The organism is Nocardia sp. NPDC057455, from assembly GCF_042802775.1.
Lineage (GTDB): Bacteria > Actinomycetota > Actinomycetes > Mycobacteriales > Mycobacteriaceae > Nocardia.
Window position 1 is genome coordinate 1 of record NZ_JBHVDM010000061.1, and the last position, 21614, is coordinate 21614.

At 65.3% G+C, this 21614-nt stretch carries 20 protein-coding genes and 1 pseudogene; 8 read left to right on the plus strand and 13 right to left on the minus strand.

Annotated features, from left to right (window positions below; translation table 11 throughout):
- A pseudogene (locus tag ACFU5M_RS22970) lies at positions 1 to 1063 on the plus strand (hypothetical protein); the annotation flags it as partial.
- Between the two features lie 5 nt (positions 1064 to 1068).
- Here ACFU5M_RS22970 and ACFU5M_RS22975 read toward each other — a convergent pair.
- The 4 genes from ACFU5M_RS22975 to ACFU5M_RS22990 form a co-directional block, all read right to left on the minus strand.
- Entirely contained in the window at positions 1069 to 3264 is a 2196-nt protein-coding gene (locus ACFU5M_RS22975) for an elongation factor G-like protein EF-G2 (RefSeq protein WP_379052490.1), read from the minus strand.
- Between the two features lie 278 nt (positions 3265 to 3542).
- On the minus strand, positions 3543 to 3893 hold the full coding sequence (locus ACFU5M_RS22980) for a hypothetical protein (protein ID WP_379052491.1): 351 nt from the start codon (positions 3891 to 3893) through the stop codon (positions 3543 to 3545).
- 82 nt (positions 3894 to 3975) lie between these two features.
- Entirely contained in the window at positions 3976 to 4569 is a 594-nt protein-coding gene (locus tag ACFU5M_RS22985; protein ID WP_379052492.1) for a serine hydrolase domain-containing protein, read from the minus strand.
- Positions 4570 to 4735: 166 nt separating this feature from the next.
- Positions 4736 to 6160 (minus strand): WGR domain-containing protein, encoded by a 1425-nt coding sequence (locus tag ACFU5M_RS22990; RefSeq protein ID WP_379052493.1) that lies wholly within the window; start codon positions 6158 to 6160, stop codon positions 4736 to 4738.
- Positions 6161 to 6307: 147 nt separating this feature from the next.
- On the opposite strand from ACFU5M_RS22990, the gene ACFU5M_RS22995 reads away from it, so the two are divergent.
- Entirely contained in the window at positions 6308 to 9757 is a 3450-nt protein-coding gene (locus tag ACFU5M_RS22995; RefSeq protein WP_379052495.1) for a phosphotransferase, read from the plus strand.
- 15 nt (positions 9758 to 9772) lie between these two features.
- On the opposite strand, the gene ACFU5M_RS23000 is transcribed toward ACFU5M_RS22995, so the two are convergent.
- Positions 9773 to 9973: a hypothetical protein gene (locus ACFU5M_RS23000; protein WP_379052496.1), complete on the minus strand. Its 201-nt coding sequence runs from the start codon at positions 9971 to 9973 to the stop codon at positions 9773 to 9775.
- 19 nt (positions 9974 to 9992) lie between these two features.
- Here ACFU5M_RS23000 and ACFU5M_RS23005 point away from each other — a divergent pair, with 19 nt between their 5' ends.
- The 5 genes from ACFU5M_RS23005 (at position 9993) to ACFU5M_RS23025 (ending at position 13631) form a co-directional block, all read left to right on the plus strand.
- Complete coding sequence (locus tag ACFU5M_RS23005) at positions 9993 to 10235, plus strand: hypothetical protein (protein WP_379052498.1); 243 nt, start codon at positions 9993 to 9995, stop codon at positions 10233 to 10235.
- Positions 10236 to 10912: 677 nt separating this feature from the next.
- On the plus strand, positions 10913 to 11449 hold the full coding sequence (locus tag ACFU5M_RS23010) for a YbaB/EbfC family nucleoid-associated protein (protein ID WP_379052499.1): 537 nt from the start codon (positions 10913 to 10915) through the stop codon (positions 11447 to 11449).
- Positions 11450 to 11451: 2 nt separating this feature from the next.
- Positions 11452 to 11799 (plus strand): type VII secretion target, encoded by a 348-nt coding sequence (locus ACFU5M_RS23015; RefSeq protein ID WP_379052500.1) that lies wholly within the window; start codon positions 11452 to 11454, stop codon positions 11797 to 11799.
- A complete protein-coding gene (locus ACFU5M_RS23020) occupies positions 11796 to 12692 on the plus strand; it encodes a hypothetical protein (protein ID WP_379052501.1) in 897 nt (298 codons plus the stop codon). Before ACFU5M_RS23015 ends, ACFU5M_RS23020 begins: the two co-directional genes overlap by 4 nt.
- Before the next feature lie 480 nt (positions 12693 to 13172).
- Positions 13173 to 13631 carry a hypothetical protein gene (locus tag ACFU5M_RS23025; RefSeq protein WP_379052502.1) on the plus strand — a complete coding sequence of 153 codons (459 nt, stop codon included), beginning with the start codon at positions 13173 to 13175 and terminating at the stop codon, positions 13629 to 13631.
- A gap of 184 nt (positions 13632 to 13815) precedes the next feature.
- Here ACFU5M_RS23025 and ACFU5M_RS23030 read toward each other — a convergent pair whose 3' ends face one another.
- From ACFU5M_RS23030 to ACFU5M_RS23060, 7 genes are all read right to left on the minus strand, one after another.
- Positions 13816 to 14577 carry an ESX secretion-associated protein EspG gene (locus ACFU5M_RS23030; RefSeq protein ID WP_379052504.1) on the minus strand — a complete coding sequence of 254 codons (762 nt, stop codon included), beginning with the start codon at positions 14575 to 14577 and terminating at the stop codon, positions 13816 to 13818.
- A gap of 70 nt (positions 14578 to 14647) precedes the next feature.
- Positions 14648 to 15931, minus strand: a complete 1284-nt coding sequence (locus tag ACFU5M_RS23035) for a hypothetical protein (RefSeq protein ID WP_379052506.1) — start codon at positions 15929 to 15931, stop codon at positions 14648 to 14650.
- A gap of 13 nt (positions 15932 to 15944) precedes the next feature.
- Positions 15945 to 16313: a hypothetical protein gene (locus ACFU5M_RS23040; protein WP_379052508.1), complete on the minus strand. Its 369-nt coding sequence runs from the start codon at positions 16311 to 16313 to the stop codon at positions 15945 to 15947.
- Positions 16314 to 16335: 22 nt separating this feature from the next.
- A complete protein-coding gene (locus tag ACFU5M_RS23045; RefSeq protein WP_379052509.1) occupies positions 16336 to 16863 on the minus strand; it encodes a DUF3558 domain-containing protein in 528 nt (175 codons plus the stop codon).
- 116 nt (positions 16864 to 16979) lie between these two features.
- Positions 16980 to 17549, minus strand: coding sequence for a DNA-directed RNA polymerase subunit beta (locus ACFU5M_RS23050; RefSeq protein ID WP_379052511.1), 570 nt, complete (start codon positions 17547 to 17549; stop codon positions 16980 to 16982).
- 110 nt (positions 17550 to 17659) lie between these two features.
- Positions 17660 to 17869, minus strand: coding sequence for a hypothetical protein (locus ACFU5M_RS23055; RefSeq protein WP_379052512.1), 210 nt, complete (start codon positions 17867 to 17869; stop codon positions 17660 to 17662).
- Positions 17866 to 18081 carry a hypothetical protein gene (locus ACFU5M_RS23060; RefSeq protein WP_379052514.1) on the minus strand — a complete coding sequence of 72 codons (216 nt, stop codon included), beginning with the start codon at positions 18079 to 18081 and terminating at the stop codon, positions 17866 to 17868. The genes ACFU5M_RS23055 and ACFU5M_RS23060 overlap by 4 nt, the downstream gene beginning before the upstream one ends.
- Positions 18082 to 18357: 276 nt before the next feature.
- Here ACFU5M_RS23060 and ACFU5M_RS23065 point away from each other — a divergent pair, with 276 nt between their 5' ends.
- The gene (locus ACFU5M_RS23065; RefSeq protein ID WP_379052515.1) at positions 18358 to 19581 is read left to right on the plus strand and encodes a helix-turn-helix domain-containing protein; all 1224 of its coding nucleotides are present in this window, start codon (positions 18358 to 18360) and stop codon (positions 19579 to 19581) included.
- A 663-nt stretch (positions 19582 to 20244) separates the two neighbouring features.
- Here the strand turns inward: ACFU5M_RS23065 and ACFU5M_RS23070 are convergent.
- Positions 20245 to 20829: a transglycosylase SLT domain-containing protein gene (locus ACFU5M_RS23070; protein ID WP_379052517.1), complete on the minus strand. Its 585-nt coding sequence runs from the start codon at positions 20827 to 20829 to the stop codon at positions 20245 to 20247.
- Positions 20830 to 21614 lie beyond the last annotated feature (785 nt).

A 21614-nucleotide genomic window follows, 5' to 3' on the forward strand; every position in this document is an offset into this window, starting at 1 on the left:
CAATAACAATAACTCCGGCAACAACGGAAACAACGGCAACAACATGCCGTATGTGCCACCGACTCAGGATGGTTCCACACAACAACCCGGCGCCACGAACGCGAACTGGGAGTCGACCTACAGCGACCTGCTCGATGGTTCCACCGACGACACCTCGGGTTCGCTGACCGATACCGGCACCGGCGCCCAGCCCATCTCGGACACCGGAAGCACCGATGCGTCCTCGAGTTCGGATCCGTTGTCCGCCATTCGTTCGGCGCTACAGAACGGCGTCGGCACCGGAACCGGTACGACTGCTGGAACGAACACCGGCAGTGTCTCGCCCGCCGCCGCCACCAGCGGCGACAACGGCATGGCGAATGCGATGCAGCAAATGGCGATGATGAGCGCCATGAGCGGGATGATGAACCAGGGGAATCGTCAGCCCGACGACGACCGAGCCTACGAGCGGGCTTCCGCGGAGCGGGAGCGGCGTGAGGAACGCGAACGTGAGCGCAAGCGCAACGCCCAGACGAACACTGCGACCCAAGCGGTTCAGCAGACGGCTCCTCCTGGCGTGACAGCGCCGACGTACGCGGGCGCTCCGCCTGCGGTGACCGCACCGGGCGGAACGGTGGATTTCAAGATCGGCAATTCCACTGTCCAGGTATCTCAGCCGATCGCGGAGGCTTTGCACCGTCAGACGCAGAACACTGCCACCAATGCGGTTGCCGCGTACGAGGGAACCGCGGGTGCGTCGACAGCCGACCATCCATGGGCGACGGTCAACGACATCGCCCAGTTGAAGACCGGCGATGTCGTGCAGTGGGAGAAGCACAGCGCGCTGATCGTCAAGAACGAGACCGGGCTGAACATCCTGGACAACGGCCAACTCATCCCCTTGGATCCCAACAACCCGCCGCTGACCGAGAAGTACGGCGGTTTCACCGGCTACGCCCATCCGACGGGTCTGGATGTCGGATCCAATCCCGCCGATCCCGCGGCGGCGGCACCGCCTCCGCCGACAGTGAGCACGGTGCAACCCGGCAGCCCGCCTCCTGTCGGACCACCGCCGCAGGTCTGAGCGGACTACGCGCGCGTCTTCTCCCCTCGCACGGACGCGGCGACTTGGTTCGGCATCGGCTCGTGGCGGGCGTAGGCGCGGGTGAAATCGCCGGTGCCGTGCGAGATCGAGCGCAGGTCGATGGCGTAGCGGCTTAGTTCTAGTTCGGGGACCTCGGCGTGAATGCGGGTGCGGCCGCTGCCGTGCGGCTCGGTACCGAGGACGCGGCCGCGGCGGCTGGACAGGTCGCTCAGGACCGGGCCGACGTAGTCGTCGGAGACGAGGACCCAGACTTCGGCGAGCGGCTCCAGCACTCTGACCCCCGCGGCCGCCGCCGCCTCGCGGAGGGCGAGGGCGCCGGCGGTCTGGAACGCGGCATCGGAGGAGTCCACGGAATGGGCTTTGCCGTCGAACAGGGTGACGCGCACGTCCACGAGGGGATACCCGGCGGTCAGCCCCCGTGCGGCCTGTGCGCGAACGCCCTTTTCCACCGAGGGAATGAACTGGCGTGGAACGACACCGCCGACCACTTTGTCCACGAACTCGATCCCCGCTCCCGCGGGTAGCGGTTCGACCTCGATCTCGCACACCGCGTACTGCCCGTGCCCGCCGGACTGTTTGACGTGCCTGCCGCGCCCGGCGGCCTTGCCCGCGAACGTCTCCCGCAACGCCACCTGATGGTCGGTCACATCGACCTGTACGCCGAACCGTGTCCGCAACCGCTCCAAAGCGACGTCGCGATGCGCCTCGCCGAGACACCAGAGCACCAGCTGATGCGTCTGCGGGTTGTGCTCGAGCCGCAGCGCCGGATCTTCGGCGGCCAGGCGGGCAAGGCTCTGCGAAAGCTTGTCCTCGTCGGCTTTGCTGTGCGCGCGAATGGCGATGGGCAGCAGCGGGTCGGGCATGGGCCACGGCTCGATCCGCAGGGGGCTGTCGGTGGACGACAGCGTGTCGCCGGTTTCGGCGTGACCGAGCTTGGTGACGTAGGCGATGTCGCCCGCGATCGCCTGCCGCAGCGGGCGTTGCTGCTTGCCGAAGGGAGCCGAGATCGTGCCGACCCGTTCGTCCAGCTCGTGGCTCTCGTGGCCCCGATCCTCCAGGCCGTGTCCGCTGACGTGCACCGTGTCGTCGGCGTGCAAGGTGCCGGAGAAGACGCGGACCATGCAGACCCGCCCGACGTACGGGTCGGACGCGGTGCGGATGACCTCCGCGGCCAGCTCTCCGTCCGGGTCACAGCGCAGCGGATGCGGTTCGGCGCCGTTACTGGCGGTGATGGCGTGCTCGGCGGGCGTCGGAAAGCCGCCGGTGATCAGCTCGAGCAACTCGACCGTTCCCAGGCCTTGCTTGGCGCCCTCCGGCGCGGGCGCGGCGAACAGCACGGGGTGGAAGCTGCCGCGGGCGACCGCGCGCTCCAGGTCGGCGACCAGCGTCGCCAGGCTGATCTCCTCGCCCTCGAGATAGCGCTCCATCAGGGTCTCGTCTTCGCTCTCCGCGATGATGCCCTCGATGAGACGGTTGCGCGCTTCCTCCAGAGCGGGTACCTGATCGGGCGAAGGGTCGCCCTGCACCTCCTCCCCGGAGGAGTAGTCGCCCACGCAGTGCGGCAGCAGCTCCACCATGCCGGTGACCGGCCGGTGGCCGTCCGGGTTCTTCGGGCCGTACACGGGCAGATGCAGCGGCAGGATGTTCTCCGACGATCCGCCGCCCAGCACGGTCCGGCAGGTCTCGGTCATCACGTCGAACTCGTCGCGCGCCGTGTCCAGGTGGGTGATCACGATCGCGCGCGGCATCCCGACCGCGGCGCATTCCTCCCACAGCGCCCTGGTCGCGCCCGCGATTCCGTCCGCCCCCTCGGCCGCCGAGATGACGAACAGCGCCGCGTCGGCCGCGCGCAGCCCCGCCCGCAGCTCGCCCACGAAGTCCGCGTATCCGGGGGTGTCGACCAAGTTGACCTTCATCCCGGCCCATGCCACCGGCACGACCGACAGCTGCACCGACCGGTGCTGGCGATGCTCGATCTCGTCGTAGTCCGACAGCGAGGTGCCGTCCTCCACCCGTCCGGCCCGGTTGACCGCCCGCGCGGTGAGCGCCATGGCGTCGACGAGCGTGGTCTTGCCCGACCCGCTGTGCCCGACCAGGACGACGTTGCGGATCTGCTCGGGCCGGTCCGCGGTCACTACGCCGCCGTTGCCCGCGGCAGCTCCGTTGGTCTTGTCCACCATGTGTCTCGCTCCTCTGCTGACACCTGCCGTACGTCAACCTTCCCACCGGGCCTTGCGTTCCGCCGACGATTCGGCAGATCAGGGTGTGGACGGGCGGTCCTTCGCGGGCGGAGGGATGGCTCGTCGGGAGAGGGTCGCCTCGCAGGTCGGGCCCGTGGCGCCGCCGCCACGCGGATTGATGGCTCGCGCGACGCGGGCGATCGACTCCGGTCCATTGTCGACGAGGCTCGGACCAGGTATTTTTCGGGGCGGTCGCGCAATGCGAGGCTCTTGCCTGATCAGCTGATCGTCTTTTCGGTGCTCAAAGGATTTCCCTCGGTATCGACTTCCTCGTAGTCGATACTGAATTCGATACCTGCGTTCCTGGACAGTTCTGCAAGGTCTCGAAGCCGAGTAGTGGCAGTATCGGGCGCCTCCTCGATACGGCCTTCGAGAAGGAAATAGAAAGGCGCTTCTGGGCCCCCCGCATCGTAACAATAGAGTTCGAATCCGTCGGTCTCGTAGTGCATCTGGAACCCGCGATGGGGCTTCATCTGAAGATCATTCTTCGACAGCCATGATCTCAATATCTGTTCGATGATTTCCAGGCTCTCGGTATAGAAAGTTCCGTGATACGAGGTAATGGCCATGATCATACTTTGTTCGATGCAATTGATGTGGCTGGACCCGATATCATACGCCGGCCACTCGGCGAGAGCGAAGTGGTTGATACTAGTCCCGCTCCACGTTTCGCTTGCGACGAGCGCTTTCGACTTCTCTCATGATCGTGGTGATTCTGGGGTTGAGGCGCACGATAATCCGGACAGAGGGGTCTCGGTAGGCGAGTACCAGTGAATTTTCCGTTCCGGTCCATTCGATCTGCGAAGTCGTTCCAGAAGAACGTGCGGTGGGTTCGCCGTAGTTTGCGAGAAAAGCGGGATCGCGCCGGACATCCCAGACCCCGCCCTGCATCCCGAGCAAGTCGCGGAGGGTGATGGAGGTTCCGTTGGGCACGCCCGGCACATAACGTTCGAGGACGTCGTCCAGGGCGAGTTTGCCTTCGTCGGCCGCGCGTAACACCGCCGTAGCGGTAAAGGTCTTGCTGATGCTTCCGATCCGCACATGATCCGCCGCGTCCATCGGCTGGCCGGTCGCGAGACCGGCTGTGCCATAGGCTGAAACGAAATCTCCACGCTTCGGGTCGTGCACCGCGACCAGTACCCCCGGGGGCCAGCCGCGCGTTCCATTTGCGGCCGCACGACGCGGTCGATCTGCTCGGCCGCTTCTGAGGGAAAACTTGTGACTTCGCGATCGTCGGATGCACATCCGGCCAGTAGTGCCGCCGTCAGCAGAGCCACGGCGATCGCGCCCGACGATGTGAGTTGCCTATGCGCCAAAATCAACCCCCCAATTCGACAGTGCATCGCCAGTCTGCCAGAACCGCTGAAAGCGGGGCTCCCAGCGGCGAGGCGAGAACCCGATGCGGGTTCGGTCAGGACAGCCGGCGGATGTCTCCACGGACGCGGTAGAAACCGCCGCGTGCCGACTCGGCGATGCCGTCGACTACGTAGCGAGCACCCGGTCGTCGGATGTCCTTGGGAAACTGGACATTCCAGCCCTGGTGGAACCCGGGCGAGACGACACGCACGCGCAGCGAAGTGCCGTGACTCACGCATTCCACGATCACGCCGGTGCCCGCGTCGGAGGTGATTTCGACGGTGTCGCTGGGCACCACCGCCGAGATCTCGGGTGCTTTCACCGACACCGTCTGCGGCAGCACGCCCTGCTCGGCATCGCGGATGGCGGCTTCGCCGACGTCGAGACAGGCCAGCGTGCCGGTCGTGGTGACCAGGTACAGCTTGTCGTCGTGGTACTGCATGGAATAGGCCGAACCGCAGCCGGTGGCCAGCTTCCACACGCGATTGCCCGCGGCGTCGAAGCAGTACACCGACGAGTAGTTGTCACCGGCGAAGACGTAACGGCCGTCGGGCGAGGTGGCACAGGAGAAGACCGCCGCGTCGCACTGGTAGATGTGCTCGGCTCGGCCGTTCTTGGCCACCATGCGGACCTGGTTGCGGGAGGTGCCCGCGTAGACGGCGTCGGATTCCTGCCAGCCGAACAGGACGTCACCTCCGGTGCCCGCCTGCCACAGAGGATTCCCGGTGTCCAGGTCGTACTTGGTGACGCCCGTGGAGTGCCCGTGGTAGACGCCGTGCGCGTCGATGCGCACCATCCAGCCCGAATCGCCGGTGCTGCGCCGGGTCCACAGCGACTCTTCCTCGTAATCGATCACGGTGATGCCGCCTTGGCGGTCGGAGACGCCGAGGATGCCGTCGTGGATGTCGAGCCAATAGATGTCGACATCGGCCGCGATATCGTAGGCCGCCCGCGGCACCTTGCCCGACAAGTCGTAGACGCGGCCGTCGTCGCATCCGGCGTAGATCCAGAAATCGTCGGCCACAATGCATTTGACGGCGTCCGGCAGGCGGTAGCGGCCGGTGACCACGCCCTCCGGGGTCAGGGTGAACACGTCGCCGCTCTCGTTGCCCACCCAGCAGCGGCGCTCGTCGACGAAGATGCCGAAGGCGGCGGCGCCGGAGTCGAAGCTCCACAGCACGGGCGCGGCCTTCGCGGTCGAGCGGCCGCTGCTGATCGCTCGCCTGGTCACCGGACGCCTGCCCCGCGCCCCCATCACGGCGGGCGCATAGCCTTTGCGTACCTTCTCGCCGACCTTCTTCGCCGCGGCTGCGTGCGCCTTCGCCTCGGTGGCGAACGAACTCACCTTCGTCTGCCCCTGCTCCCCGATGCGGCCGAAGCGAACGCTCACCTGCGTGCCCGCGACGATCACCTCGTAGAACTTGTGCGCGGTACCGCTGTCCTCGGACAGCTCGAGATAGGTGGTTCCCCCGATTGTCATAGCGCCTCGCCTGTTTTCGTCAGATCAGAACGAAACGAAAGTTAGCAACAGGCACCGACATTCAACCGCCGTCGGCCCGGTCACCCGGCAGGATCGGTGGCGGCGTCTGGCAGAATCGTGCCGGGGTCGTCATGAGGGGGACACACCATGGTGTTGACCGCACGCTTTCAGCCGGGATCGACCAGCCGTCCGTTCGTCGATCGTGCGCCGGTTCTGACGCGGTTCGAGGAATTGCTGGGCGACGCTGCCGAGTATCCCCGGGTCATGCTGCTCAGCGGTGTCGGCGGGATCGGCAAGTCCCGGTTGGTCACCGAGTTGCGTGCGCGGGTCGAGAAGCGGCATCCGGCGGCGGTGCTCGATCTGCAGGTGCCGAGTCATCGTCAGGCCGCGGACGGATTGGCCGTCCTGCGCGTTCAATTCGGCGCGCAGAAGATCAAGTTCCACCGCTTCGACATCGCCTGCGCGGTGTTGTGGCAGCGCATGCACCCGCATCTGCGCCTGACCTCGGACTCGCTGGCGCTGGCCGAGCACAGCGAGATCCTGACCGAGATCCTCAACGACGCCACCGGCATCCCGGTCTTCGGCACCGCGACCCGGCTGCTGGACCTCGGTGCGCGACGGGCCATCCGCACTCACCGGATACGCCACGACCCGGTCCTCCAGGAACTCGACCGGTTGAGTCTCGCGGGCCTGGAAGAAGCCGTTTCCTATCTGTTCGCCGAGGATCTCAAGAGCGGGACGGCGGGCAAGGAACCCTATGTGGTCTTCCTGGACGCCTATGAAGCGTTGATGGGCGGCACGGATCGCGAAGGCCGCGCGGCGGCGTCCGACGCTTGGTTGCGCGATGTGGTCGCGCAGCTGGACACCGGGTTGGTGGTGATCGCCTGCCGCGAGCCGCTCGGGTGGGAACGGCACGACCCGGAGTGGTCGACCCGTATTCGCGCGGTGCCGGTCGACGACCTGCCGATGGACGCCCGCTTCGAATTGCTCGACTCGTCCGGCATCGAGGATCCCGCCGAGCGCGCGGCGATCGCCGCTTCGAGTGCCGGCGTCCCGTTCTATCTGCATCTGGCCATCGATGCCCGCACTCGCGCGGGCTGGGTTGCGCCCGCCGAATTGGTATCGCCCGAAACGATTCTCGAGCGCTTCCTGCAGCACGTGCGTCCCGACGAGGTTCGGCTGCTGGAACTTCTGGCGCTACCTCGTACGTTCGATCGGGAGATCTTCACCGCTGTCGCGCAGCAGTTCGAGTTACCTCATCACATCGCGGCATGGAAATCCTTGATCGCGTACTCGTTCGTGTACGCCGCCGACGAAAGCGGCGAAGGCGAGCGCTTCCAGCTGCACCAGCTGATGGTGGACGCGCTGCAGCGGCGCTTGGATCCGGATGTTCGGCGCACCCTGCACGCGGTGCTGCACAACCTGTGGTTCATCCGTGCGGAACGGCCGACCGGCCGGATCACCGCGTTGCGGGAGGCGGGATATCACGGTGTTCGCTCGGGCATGCTTTCCGCGGTGACGTTGCTGCATTATGTCGACCGGATCGAGGCGGCAGGGGGCAGTCAGGGTATCGGCGGAGTGATCAGCGATCTGGACCGCTACCTGAGCGATCCGCATGAGAACCTGGCGGGTATGGCGGAACTGACGGAACTCACGCGGTGCCTGGAAGCCGAAGCGGCGGTGCTGCTCGGCGACGCCAAGCAAGCCGATCGGCTGACCCGGGACGTCGCTCTGGATCGGACCGGGCCGATCGCGGAGCGGTTGGCCGTCGCCGCGGCGAACGCGCGCCGCATCCTCGGTGACACCGACGAGGCGTTGACCATTTACCAGGACGTCTGGTCGCGCGGATCGGGGCGGGCCCGGCTCGTCGCCGGGCAGTGGGCGGCCGACCTGCACATGTGCCAGGGCCGATTCGGTCAGGCCTTGACCATGTGCGAGGAACTCGTGACGATGGCGGACGGCGACGACCGCGAGTTCCTGGGCGACGTGGCGCGGTTGCGTCATCTCGCCTACCGGTTGGCGTTCGACACCGATCGCGCCGCACAGTATCTGGCCGAAGCGGACACCCATTACCGCGCCGCGGGCAGCGTCGTCGGGCAGGCCAATATCGCGACGAACGTGGCCGAGTTGCTGGCGCTCACCGATCCGTCGCGGGCGATCGCGGCGGCCGGAGCCGCGATCGTGCAACAGCGTGAGCTGGGTGCGCTACACGAGCTCGGGAAGGCGTACACCGCACTCGGTTTGGCGCGGCTCTCGCTCGGGGAACTGGACGCCGCCGAGCACGCGCTCGCCGAAGCGTGCGAGATTCTCGAACAGGCCGGGTACCGGTCGGGCCGGGCCAGGGCGGAACTGTTCCGCGCCGGGATTTTCGCGCGCCGCGGGCAACGCGACGACGCCGTCCGCAGTGTGCGCTGGGCCATCTCGGAATTCGAGGGCGCGAACGTCTATCCGGGGCTGGTGCTCGTGGCGCGAGCGGTTCTGGCGCTGTACGGCTGGATCGAACCCGATATCTCGAAGGCCGCCGCCGCAGCGCGGTCGCGCATTCAGCCGCCGACGCCGGGATCGGGCGTGGACCGCGACGCGGCGCGCGTGATCGCGCGGGTACTCGGTGTCGACGCGGAGGCGATGTACCGCGACGCCCTGTCCCGCTCGCAGTCGGCGGCCGGGTACTACAACCACAATGTTCGGGTCGACGGCATCGCGGGCGCGGTGAACGTGCGGATTCCCGTCGAGGGCGCCGATGTGATGGATCTGCGGCAATGGCCCGAACCCGCGATCTTGATCGCGATCGAGCCCTTCGTCGCCTCAGCGCCGAAGCTGCGCTGGGAATCGGTACGCCCCGCCTACCAGATCCACGACTACATCGACGGCGATCTGCTGGATCGCCTCGCACCCCGCGGCGTGCCTGTTCCGCCCCATGTACCGCCGGATGTGGCGGCGTTGTTCGCGGAACTCCGCCGTGTTCCCCGGGAACTGCTGCCGCCGATCGAATCGGACCGGGACGACGATCCCGCTGGGTTCGCCCGCCGATTGTCCGCTGTCACCGCGCGGGTGCACCGCGAAAGCAGCGCGGATTTCGGCGAGCTGTACCGCAAGCTCGGCATCCCGGATCAGCCGCTCGAGCAGGTCATCGCATCGTGGAACACGCTCGAAGCCAGGCCTTTTCGGATGGTGCACGCCGACGTGCACCGGAAGAACATGATCGTGCGAAACGGCCGGGTCGTGTTCCTCGACTGGGAATTCGCACTGTATGGCGACCCGGTGTACGACGTGGCCACCCATCTGCACAAAATGGGCTACCTCCCGCAGGAGCAGGAGGCGTTCCTCGCCGAGTGGATCGCCGCCGAACCCGAGGCCGCGACCGGCGAATGGCGGCGCGACTTGCGAACGTACCTCGATCACGAGCGGGTCAAATCGGTCATCGTCGATGCGGTTCGCTACAGCAAGGCACTCAGGCAGGGAGCGGGGGACGCGGCGGCGGAGGTGGCGTTGGTGGGCAGCATGGCCGGGAAGCTGCGGCTGGCGCGTGAGGTGTGGGGGCAGAGCGAGCCGGTCGACGACGGGATGGTGGAAGCGGTGCTACGCGGGCGAGGATGAGCCGGCAAGCCGAAATCACCTGGGCAGACTGCCGATCGAGATCCCGGTGATGACCTCTGCGACGATCACACCATCGGCATATTGCCGCCCGTAAACGCCGACCAAGGCTCCCACGCGTATCTCGGCCGCCCGCTTGGCGAGCAGGACCTGCACCTTGGTGCCGGTGTCGGCGCGGACTTTGACGCTGTTGCTGGTGAACGCGTTCCGCACCACCATGGTTGTACCGTCGTTGGCGGTGACCTTCCCGAAGGTGATCCCGATGCCCGAGCGGCCTGCAGGGGGAGCGGGAGCGGGGACCGAAGGCGTCGTCGCGCGCATGGTGGACGAAGGTGGCGAGGTGTTCGGTGCGCTGGTGCGGGGCGGTGTAGTCGTCGATAACGCGGTTTCCGTTGGGCCGCCGACGAATAGACATCCGGATACCACCAAGATCACCATGCCGATGCAGAGCCCGACGAATGCGGCCGCTCCCGTGTTGTGAAGCCGATGCGGCTCGTCATCCCGATTTCGCCGCGGCAATGGAGGCATCCCCATTGTCGTTGTCCGAGAGACGGTTTTGGACCGCGGGGCGAGCGCACCCGGATGCACCCCGGACCGGACCGGACGCGAGGCTTCACTGTCGGCACGCGGCCGCGAACCGCTCGCGCTCGAGGCAGTGGAGTTCGATCGCGTTCTCGCCATCGAAATTGTTGTCGCCGAGAGTGTTTCGGGATCTCCCCCAAGCCGTGCGAGCCGACCCACTCTCGCCGACTTCCCACTGTGCGTACTCCAGCGAGGCATATGGCCAGGGTAGGTGCGCCTATTCGTGTGCTTGTTGTCACTGGCGGGGAGTGCCGGTGTGACCAGCATCGATGGGTGGTCGGCTGGTTTCGCCCGACCTCTCCGGTCGCGCACGAAATCGCAGATTGGACAGATAGTGTTGTCCGACAGCTGTATTGAGGGCCAGGCGATGGCTAGCGTCTGGTTGGAGCAGGGCGGTTCCGGTCGATCGGCCCTCGCCCCGGTCGGTCACCGATCTGATGGGCGCGGATTCCGATGGAACCGATCGGCGGCCTGCTGCGTCAGTGTCGATGTAAGAAGCGCGAACAGGCGAATGCGAAGTGGGAGGTGTTGGTGACCGAATTCGATGTGCACCATGCTGCAGATGAATTAGCGCGGATGGCTGCGGACTTCGAGCGCCGGGCCGGACGGTTTCAGGAGTTGGAAGGCCGGATGCAGGCGCTGACCGTCACCGAGTCCGGCAAGGATGGCAGGGTCCGGGTCACTGTGGACAGCAGCGGTGCACCCACGGCGATCGATCTGTCACCGCGTTCGCGCGGTGTGGACCCGGCGGTGTTGTCCGCCGAGATCATGTCGTGCCTGCGGCAAGCGCAATCGGCGTTGCGGATACAGGTCACCGAACTCGTGCGGAATACCGTTGGTGACGACGAGGCGGGCGCCGCGATCGTCGCTCAGTACATCCAGCGTTTCCCCGATCCCGAGCCGCAGGCGGAGGCGTCGTTCGAAGGCCGGACGTCGTCATCGTCCCGCCACAGTCCATCGATGACACCGGCTCATTTCCCGGCGCAGCAGGGCCCGGCGTCCTCGGAAGCGACGCCACCGTCGCGAAGCCGCAAACCCAACCGCGACCAGGTAGTCGTCCCGGACGAACCGGATCCGGAGACCGAGTACTACAACCGCTCCTGGCTGGTGTGACCGTGACCAATCCTGACGCCATCTCCGTCGATCCCGACGAAGTGCGCAATCATGCCGCGAAGCTGCAGAAACTCATGGAGAGCTTGACCCTGTCGCTCGAAGCGGCCGCCTACCTGGGTTCGGCAGACGACGGTTTCGGTGAGATTCCCCGTCCGTTCGTGAAGCTGGTGCTGGACGAGAAGCATCGGAACACCATCGATGTGATTCGCAAGCTCGCGGAGGACGTCGCGGCGCTGCCGGACAAACTCGACACCGTCGCGAAGGCATTCGAGGGCAGAGACAGCGCCTTCGGCAGATCGGTGACCGAGCTGCGCGAGACCATCGCCGAGGCACCGGGAGGGTCGAAGTGAGCACGGGAATCGGCAACTGGCTCAACGAGAACACTCCTGGTTTCGACGATCGGAAGAAGCCCGAGAACAATCCACTGATCGCCGAGGGGACCGATTACCGGGAGGAGTACTTCCAGGAGACGGTCTTCTGGATGCACGACATCGGTCTGCAGCAGGATGAAGAGACCAAGCTGCCGGGCGTTCTGTCCGGCACCATCGCCGGAGACGCATGGGAGGCTTACGCCAACTTCCGCAACGCCAAGACATTCGACTCGATCACGGGCGGCATCGCGGTCGGCGCAACCGTGGCGGACGCGGTGTTCGATCCGTTCGGATTCGTCGGCGATCAGATCGCCGGATGGATGCTCACGCACGTCGAGCCGTACCGCAAGGTGCTGGATGGGCTCGCCGGAAACGACAAGATGGTGGAGGCGTATTCCAAGTCGTGGAACCTCATCGCCAAAGAGCTGACCGACATGAGCGAATCATGGCGGTTGGGTCTGGAGGCCGATATCGCGACGTGGACCGGGAGCGCGGGCGACGCCTACCGTAACCGCGCCACCGATCTCATCGACCAGATCGCTGGGGCGGGCGGCGTGGCGGCCACTCTCGGCGAGATCATGGATACCGTCTCGAAGATCGTCAAGGCCTTCCGGAAGATGGTGCAGGACATCCTGACGAGCCTGGCGGGTGCACTGATCGGGTACACACTCGAACTCGCGGCCTCCCTGGGCGCAGCGGGCCCGCACGTCGCGGCCGCGGTGATCGCCAGGATCGGGCGCGATGGTTTGAAGATCTCGAAGTTACTGCTCGACATGGCGAGTGCCTTCAAGGACGTTCAGACGCTCACCCAGGCGGTTGCCGCTGTCATCTATGCCCTTCTGGGCAAGGAAAACCAGCCCGCCAAGGGCTGACGATCTGGATCCGGCTTCGCGTACGCAATCTTTGCGAACAGCACCATCAACGAGGGGAATCCAAGCACTGTGAACGATCAGCACGCGCCCTTTGCCGGCGGTCCCGGGCGTCAACCACCCCCGCCCCCGGACGAACATACGGGATCGGTTGGCGCGCAGGCGTCTTACGCGGACTTCGGTGGCCCACAGCAACATCGACAACCCGGTGCAGGAGGTCTGCACCAGCCGGGCCAGACGGGTTGGAGTAGTCCATTGCCATACGCGCAAGTGGGCTCAGAAGCGGCGGTGCGACCGGGCCAGGCAGGCTTCGACGGAACACCGCATCGGAACGGTAACCCACTACCGCACAACGCGTTTTATCCGCAGCCGTATGCGCCGGAGGCCCATTCGTATGGTGGGGTCACTCACCATGTGCCGCCGCCGATACATACCGTTGACCGGCCGAGACTTCGGTTCTTCCAGGACGTCGAGCGTCACCCGGTGGAGGCATACCGGCCAGAACCGGGCGAGACCGGGATCGTGGTCGACACGTCCTACTTTCGATGGTGGATCGCGGGCCCTGTGTACGCGTCGACCGGGCCGCGCATTTACGTGAACGGCAACGAAGTACCGAACGCCTCCTGGGGCCCCACCTACATCCCGGTGGCACCTGGGCTCTACCGGATCGAGGTTCTGACGCGGGGTGTCAACCTTCTCATCAGGTTCTTCGTCCGGGCGTGGGACTCCGATATGGGTCCGGCGGACACCGTCGTGCCGGTAGACCCCGGATGCCGAACGACCGTCTACTACCGCTCTCCGGCGTTCCATCTTCTGCCGGGCGCAATTGCCCCGAAGCCGCCGAGGTGGCCGGGTCTCAACTGGATCCGCACCAGCTGGGTCGTCTTCGGCGCTTTGTTCGCCCTGATGCTTACGGCGGTGGTGCTGAACATCCTCGACTGAGCGGTCGAAGGTCCGCCGCTGTGGCAGGACGGTGCTGGTGCGGATCAGTCGTTATCTGCCGCCGGGGCTGGCGGTTTCGCTGAATAGACGGGGAATCGGCCTGGTCGGAGTCCGGCTGGCTCGTTGGCTGATTTCTTCGGCCGCTCGATTCCGGTTGCACCTGTGGAGGACGGTTCCCGATGCGTCAGGTGTAACTGGGATCGTCTTCCTCGCGGAAGGCCGCGACTGTTGCGTGTACGACCCGGTCGAGTTGGGATCGAATTTCGGTGGCGTCGGCCGGGACAGCTTTGATGGTGGCTCCGCTGCGGACGAGATAGCGGCCGTCGGGATAGTCCATTACGTGGAATCCGCGCGCGGGTGCCGGGCGATTGTCCCAGGCAGGGCCCGCGTACACCGCGACGTGGGCGACGGTGGTGCGGGGGCGTTCGAAGAACTGCTCGGCTCGGGCGCGGGGCGGGGCCGGTGCGCCCACGCGGTACGGTTCCTCGTCTTCGGCATCGAGGTCGTGCCGAGAGATCTCGATGCCGGGGCCGTTGCCGCGTGTGGCGTCGGGCAGGTGGTCGATGACCCGACGGCTAACGCCCTCCGCATCGATCAGTGTCATGTGCACGGCCCCACCGCGATCCGGCGACGACGTAGGCTCCTGTACGAGCAGCACCGCATGCCGATAATGCACGGCCGCGTGCACGCGAAGTTTCTCTTTCCCGCTGAAACCCGCCATCTCGATGCGTGCCTCGGGTTCGGCAAGCACCCGAAGTGCGCTGTACAGGGACTCGTCGAGGCGACGGTGCAGTCCCGCGGCTTCGGATTTCCATTCCGATTCGTAATCGGCGACGGTCTCCGCGGTGGATCGGTACTGCAACGGGTATGGCAGCACGTCCCGCTCAACGGCCCGCCACAGCACCGTGAAGCCGAGCGCGGTGAACGACCATTCCCGTCGGCTCATGAAGCCGGCTCCTTCGTCGTGCATCACGGTCGTGTCGTGCGTTTCGGCGTAGCGACGATACTGGCTTCGCTCATTCGCCGATCACCGGTGGCACGGACTTCACTCTGTTCTCAGCGCCGAGACCGGTGAGCTCCTCGCCGTTGCGCTGGTTGATCAGGTAGTCCTTCGTCTGGTGTTCTTTGTCGTCGTCGCCCTTGCCGCGAGCGCCTGGTGCCATCATGCCCGGGGTGCCGCTCGTTCCCGGGCGACCGGTGCCGGGACGTGCTGACGCGGCGGCGGGAACGCCGCCCGGAACACCGGGCACACCGCTGATGCTGCGACCCGGCGTGGGATTGCCTAGGCCGGGGACGCCCGGGCTGGGTGTGTCCGGACTGGGTGTGCCGGGGGATCCGGGACTCGGTGTTCCGGGGCGGGTCTGTGATGGATCCGTGCCGGGATTGGTGCTCGCCGGTTGGGTCGACGGATTCGTGCCTGCGGGCGTAGTGGTGGTCTGCTCGGACGTATTTTCTTGCTCGGCAGCAGGATTCGTGCTGGACGGTACGGTGCTCTCCGGGGTGTTGTCTGTGCCTGGCAGCTGTGCTGGGTCCACAGTGGTGCTGTTTTCGCCGTTATCGGTACCGGACGACGGCTGCCGGCCGTTGTTCGGCGCGGACGACTGATCGCCCGAATTGTGCACCGGGTTGTACGGCTTGGGTACCAGCGGAACGCCGGTGTCGGCTTCCCGGACGGCAGGGTAGAAGACGTTCTTGACGACGTTCACGGACGCATCGTGCGCGGAGTCGTCGCGGTGCTGGTTCAACTTCCAGGTCGGGCCCGGCACCCAACTGGCGACATTGCTGGTCCACGAATGGTTCGGCGCTTCTTGCACGGCGGGCCGGGTGACCTCGATGCCCGATCGGATGATCTTCACCTTCTCGGCGACGATCTGCACCGAACTGATCAGTCCGCTGGACTTGTCGACGTATTCCTTGATGCCGTCGCTCGCGGCCTTCGCCGCCGCCCCCTCCCACTTGCCTTCCATGGCCTTGCCGATTTCGGGGCCGAAACCTTGCAAACCCTGCTCGAGCCGATTGCGAATGGACTCCCACCGCTGGTGCAGCGCGACGACGTCGGTGATCGACATCGCCTGCACGCGTTGATAGAGATCGTCGATCCCATCCGGGTTCTTGTAAGCGCTTTCCGGCACTTTCGGCGACTGGGTCTGCACATCGCCACCGCTGCGCATGATTTCGGCGATGCGGTTGCGTGCGATGGCCGCGTCGGGACTCTCGTCGCGCGAGTCGCTGTCCGGCGGGCCCGATTTCGACTGCTCGTAGAGCGCGGCGCCAATCGCTACCAAGAACGGCAGGCCCATAATTATCCCCCGGTCAGTTCAGCAGATTACTCGTGTCTTGCGCGTTGGAGTCATCCTGTGCGCCGATGCGGTCCACGGAAATCTGGATCGTATCACGCATCAGGGTCAGTACTTCGATGTGCTCTTTGAGGGCGGAGTTCACATCGCCGTCGCCACCGATCGCCTTGTCGCCCAGCATCTTCGCCAGCTCGTCGGAGCAATCGAAGCGGCCGAGACCGGATACGCGGGTCATCATCTTCAGGTCTTCGAGAAGCGTGACATAGAGATCGATCTGACGATTACAGGCATCGCGGCAACTCTGTGCGACCGCGCGGTCAAGATAAAGCTTGCCAGCGTTGGCTTCATCGGCAAGGTATCGCCACCGCGAAACCTCTTCGCTCATCGACATAGAGAATTCTCCCTGATCAGCGTGGAAACGTCGGCACAAGCAATTCCGCAGCGTTCATGGCCCGATCGCACGGCGCTACGTTGCCCTTGGGCGATGTATTGAAGACAGTTATCTGTAGTGCGCCCTGGCCAGCGGGGAACGCCAGATCGCAGTCTTCACCGGCGACATCGGACGTGTTTCGGAAACGGAATCCATCCCGTCCGCCGACATTGATGCTCACGAAGTCGACATTCTCCGGCTTCTTTCGCAGGTCGTCGATGGAGTAGATCGTCGACCACACTCCCAGCGAGTAATTCCACTGAGACGCCGCATCATGCCAGGAGCAGACCTTCCATCCTGGTTGCTCGACACCAGCGATGCCCGACTTCTTCGTGGACGAGACCACGCCGATTCGTTGCAGTTGCTGATCCGACACCTGCGTGCACGGATCCCACAACGCGGCCGTGGCCGCCGACGTGTCGGTTGTCGTGCTGGACGTGGCAGTCCCGTTCGTGCTCGATTCGCACCCCGTCGTGATCAGCACCACCCCGGCGAGCGCCGCCACTGTCGCAGTCGTCCGTCGTCCCACCGAAGCCTCCCGATCCGGGCCGTCACAGTCGTCCCTGAAGTCTATGACGCACCCACGGGGGATCCGGTTCCATCGGATTCGGTTAGTTCGGATCAGGGAGCCTCGGGCCCTCGCGTCAGCCGATCGACCGGGAGCGCAGCTCGATGGTCGCTGTACGAGTGGTGTAGCGGCCGGTCGCGTCTTTGAAATCCATTTTGAGGGTGCGGTGTTCGGTCCGCGCAAATGATGATCGACTGCACGACGGTGCTGATGTGTGGGCGGAACGCGTCGCGTGGTGCGACGACCCACCAGCGGTATCCGGTCCTTTCGTCAGCGGGGGAGGGCAGCAGTATCTCGCCGCCGTCGGGGACGATCGTCGCGCAGGCGCGCAGTAGTGCGATGAAGATGTCGCTGTCGTCGGCGAGCTGGTGGGTGTCGTCGGGACGGACGAGGATCGTCCAGCGGCCGGAGCCGTGTGCGATGACGGGGCCGAGCAAGTATTGCCTGGCGAGGTCGCTGTGGACCATTCTGCCGAGTTGTGCGGGTACGGTGACCGCGCCTACATCTCCTGCGCGCAGGGTGATTCGCCGAGTTTCCTCGTGTACGTAGCACGGCAGCCCGTGCACGTGTCGATAGCGCTGGCAGCGGGTGAGTGTCGGGTCGGCGGCGGGGTCTGTATTCATGGCCGCTCCGTCAGCACGGGGCGGGGAGGAGTCGGCCTTACTCGGCGGTGAGCGAATTGCATCGATGAATTTCCGTTCGGATTCGGAAGATGGAAGGTGGGGGTGGGCGGTCAGCCCCACAGCCGTGCGCAGGGGAGGTGCGGGAGGTCGTCGTCCAGGTTGTCGTCGACAGTCACGGTGATATCCGGGAACCGTTGTGTTAGCGCGTGTGCGACGCTTTCGGCCTGTTCGGCGCTCGCCTGGTAGTCCAGGCGCAGCTGACCGGTTTCGATCTGGATGTGGCGGCGTCGGTGCGGCGATCCGGGAGCGGCTTCCTTCACTGCGGCCTGCTCGGGTCAGGCACCATTCGTCCGCTGTCGATCAGCACCTGTCGTGCCGCCGCCTTGCGAGCGCAATCTTTCGCGCGGCAGGCCGCGTGAATCTGCATCACGTCATGGGCCTGGGCGATGCTGAACGGCAACGTCGGTGCTCGGTGGGCGGCTGCGTCACACAGGGCGATGAGTTGATAAATGGCGAGCGAATGCGTGGACAAGGGAAACCTCTCTGCTTCGAGGATCGGCCGGTACCCGGTACCGGGGGCTCTCGCCACCAGCCCGCCACTCTGACCGACCGGTGCGCCGTAGAGGGTGCGGCGTCGGCCCGGTACCGGGCACCTACGGCCGAACGTAAGCGCGGCATTCGGCCAGATGGGAGCACGGATTTCGGTTTCCGTTCCGACTATGCGAGGAGCCGTATATTCTGCGCAGGCACCTGTTTCGGGGGTGAATGCTCAGGGGAACAACAGTCGACAATCGGGGGGTGCCGAGCCATGTACATGACGACCGGTGAAGTGATCCGGCGAATCCGCAAATCGGTCGGCATGACCCAGTCCGAGTTGGGCGCACTGATCAATTTCTCCCAACCTGCCGTCTCGCACCTCGAACGCGGCGGCCCCGCTTCCCACGATGTTCGCGTTCTTCGGCTCGTAGCCCGTGCGCTTCAGGTTCCGCTTGCCATACTGGTAGTGGAGTCGGACCAGGAGGCAGATGTGGACCGTCGCAACTTCTTCAGAGCAGGGGCACTCGGGAGTATCGGAGTCGCTACGATGTCGGCAGCCGCTCCGGCCGGAGCCGCATCGGTCTCGAACGTGAAGGTCGGTGCGAATGATGTGGCCGCCATCGCCGAGAGCGTGAACCAGATCCACGAACTCGACTTGGTGGTCGGTGGTGATCGATTGTGCCGGGTCGCTGCCAATCAAGTTCGATACGTCGAGCAGCTTCTCAACCATGGCACCTACACCGACGAGGTCGGACGGGCGCTCACCAGCACGGGTGCCGAGATGATGACCGCCGCGGGATGGGTCCACTTCGACGCAGGCCGCTTTGATGATGCTCGTCGTTATTACGCGGACGCGGCGCACGCCGCCAATGCCGCTGGTGACGGAATTGCGGCGGCCCATGCCCTGGGAAATGCCAGCTGCCTCATGGTGCGCCTTCCTGGCGAGAATGCAGCCGGGAAGGCGCTCGCCGTGCAATATGCCCAGGCCGCTTCGAGCGCAACGCTTCGTGACGGCGGCCCGAAACTGCGAGCACTGATGGCGATCCGTGAAGCTGAAGCACACGGATCACGCGGCGACAAGACGGAAATGACGGCTGCGATCAGCAGAGCACACCGCGCTTACGAGTCCGTTCGAGGGCACGACCCGGATTGGGTCTACCTGTCCGAAGCTGAGCTGAACGGCATCACGGGCAAAGCTCAGATGTGGTTGGGGCAGCACACTGCGGCGGCCACCCACCTGCAAGCCGCCATCGACAGTTCGTCAGCGTGGCCGCGGGAGCGTGCAGCGTGGCAGCTCAATCTTGCGCGCAATCTCATCGATGCGGGCGACATCCCCCAGGCGTGCTCACTGCTCGCCGACAACATGGACACCATCAGTAGCCTCGCCTCCACCCGCCTGCACCAGCGCATCGACGCCATCGCCAACCTGGTTCGCACGCATGCCACGGTTCCGGGGGTGCGGGAATTCTTGGGCAGGCGCGCCGCGCAGGTCTAGCCTGCGCGGAGCAGAGGGACACTCCGTCATCCGGCTCGGCGAGCACTCGCGATTCTGCGGTACCGAATGGGTGGTTCGCTTCGCCGGTGAGGATCCGAGACGACAGCAGGAACCCTCCTCCGCACCGACGAGCCTCTTCGCGAAAGCCAGCGGAGGGTGCCAGGGCGGTCACCCGATGCGTATGCCGAACGCCGGGCTCGGGAGCAACTTCGGCAACGCCCGGACCTTCGATTGATCCGTATTCGTTCATCAGCATCGACGGCTCGGGCAATCGCGAACAAGACTCGCCGCATTCCGATTTGAATCGAAGTCGGGTTTGGTGAGCCGCGCCGTGGCCCGTCCGGACCCACTGGCCCTCGAGTGGTCGACCGCTTGGGGCCTGCGTTCCCCTTGGAGTCTTCGGAAAGCAGGCCTATGTGCTCGCTTTCGTTCGCTGTGCTGGGTTCGGCGAGATCGTCGCCGCCGCGTCGACCAACCGCCGCACGCATTTCACCGCCCCCATGGAGACCCGGAGTCGGTGTCCTGGACCGCGATTACCAGGGTGCTGCCGGCCGATTATGGTGTCGCAGGGCAGTGGCCGATCGAGGTGAACTGGAGTCGCACCGGGAAAAGGCAACGCCTCCACGTCGAGACGAGGAGGAGGCGTTTGCTCGGATTCGGGACTCAGTAGGCCCCGTTGACGTTGTCCATCGAGCCGTACCGATGGGCCGCGTAGTTGCACGCGGCGGTGATGTTGGCGACCGGGTCCCAGATGTCGAAGGCGGTGCCGTCCACGTGGTAGGCGTTGAAGGTCGGGTCGATCACCTGGAGGAGACCTTTGGAGGGGGTGCCTTTGGCGGCGTTGGAGTCCGACAGGTTGATGGCCTGGGGGTTGCCGCCGGATTCGCGCATGATGTTGCGGTGGATGCCCTCGTAGCTCCCCGGGATGCCGTGAACGCGCATGACGTCGAGGGATTGGCGAATCCAGCCGTCGAGGTTGTTCTCGTAGACCGGGGGCGGCGCGGGCAGGAAGCCCTCGGGCGCCGGCGCGGGCAAACCTGGCAGCGCGGGCAGCTCGGGGAGCGCAGGCAGCCCCGGCAGGACCGGGAGATCGATCGGCGCGACAGCGGCGACCGGGGCCGGAGCGCTGTCGTCGGCCACCGCCACCCCGGCGGAGAAACCAACGGCGATCACGCCGACGGTGGCAGCGAGGGCAGCGCCCTTACGAAGGGACGGGAGACGGAGAAAGGAAAGGCGGGCGTCAGGCATCGAGAAATCAGTTCCTTGTTCGTGCGGCGATCCGGCCGGAAAGACCAGCGTGGATGGGCGGGCACCAGGTGAAGTGTTCGCCATCTCGGCTCGTGTGCGGTTTTCGGATTTCGTTGTGAAAGCCAGGGATCGAATTCCTGGCGGCGCGACGCGGTGCACTGGTCGGGGCGGTGCCCATCGGTGCCGCTGCCGTACCCGGAGAGAAACAAGCCGTTGGAGCTGTGGAGCTGATTTCTCGGGTCTCTTCCGGACCTGATCTCAGCTTGATCACGACGGGTAAACATTTGGCAAACGGTAAATTAATGCCAAGGATTGCCGATCTTGGAGAACCGAGTTTTGCCCCTTCTTCAAGGTGCTGACCAGGTATTTTGTAGGCAAACGTGATTTATGCCACAAACAGAGAATGCGCAGTAACGAGCTCGGGTTCATCTCGATCTGATCACCGGGCGTCGAATCCGGTCGACTGGCGCCCGCCCGGCACAAGTTATCGGCGAATTCCTTACGGCTCACCAGACGGCGATAGCAATACCCCTTGCAAGCGCACTCGACCGTACTGCTGTAAATGACAGTTCAGTCTCTCGAATGTTCCCGCCGAAACGGAAGCCACCGCGTGGTGAAGGCTCACTCCCATGCTCGGACGAGATCCGCTGGCCCCCACTGTAATTGCCAGCGGCAAGCTATCTGCGATACCGGATCGGGAAACAGCTACGAGGCGAAGGTCGCGGCCGATGCCGGGCACTGCGACTTACGATCTCGGGAAGCCCCGCCGATAATCAGCAGCGCGT